The organism is Wolbachia endosymbiont of Drosophila bocki (genome assembly GCF_028982005.1).
Classification (GTDB): domain Bacteria; phylum Pseudomonadota; class Alphaproteobacteria; order Rickettsiales; family Anaplasmataceae; genus Wolbachia; species Wolbachia pipientis.
Map to the genome: position 1 here is coordinate 1 of NZ_JAPQLG010000108.1, position 578 is coordinate 578.

The following is a 578-nucleotide window of genomic DNA, read 5'->3' on the forward strand; positions in this document are numbered from 1 at the left end:
TCTAATCCTCCAAAATTTTATTTTACCCAAAAAAACTCTTTTCTTTCTCTCCACTTTTTCTGGGTAAGGTTACTTGGCAACAGTTGCTCTACTTTCTCCTTCATCCAATGCTTCCATTGCTTCCATTGCTTTTTTCCTTAAGTCGTAACTATACGCTGCTGGCATACAAACCCCTCTACCATAAATCCATTCTTACCTTATTGGGATTATTATGAGAAGAGCTATAACTCTATGGGAGGGAAGCAAAATCTGGGATTCGGCCTTAATGGCATTAGCGTTGCATCAGCTTCACCCTCCCTGTGAGGTATTTTAGCTCTAATGCCTCACATCATAAAGATACAAGTGTCAAGCTACTTGGATGACAGGGGAGGGAGGCACTGGGATGACAGGAGAAGGTAGTGGGATGACACCCTGACAACCGTCATCCCGCTGCTTGTTAGCGGGATCTAGAGATACCGCGAATGAATCGCGGCATGACGTAGGACTGCTTTCATTCCAGTGCTTGACACTGGAATGGCTTTGTTGCATCACACTTTATGAGATGGTGATTTATGGTAAATTCATGTAACTATCTCAAA

General features: G+C 43.1%; 1 protein-coding gene. It reads right to left on the reverse strand.

The window, feature by feature from the left end; genetic code table 11:
• Window positions 1-345: 345 nt before the first annotated feature.
• Window positions 346-528: a hypothetical protein gene (locus OZD61_RS02325; protein ID WP_274979703.1), complete on the reverse strand. Its 183-nt coding sequence runs from the start codon at window positions 526-528 to the stop codon at window positions 346-348.
• Between the last annotated feature and the right edge of the window lie 50 nt (window positions 529-578).

Coding starts and splice junctions, on each gene's coding strand:
- OZD61_RS02325 (WP_274979703.1), bottom strand. CDS start 528: ATGCAACAAAGCCATTCCAGTGTCAAGCACTGGAATGAAAGCAGTCCT.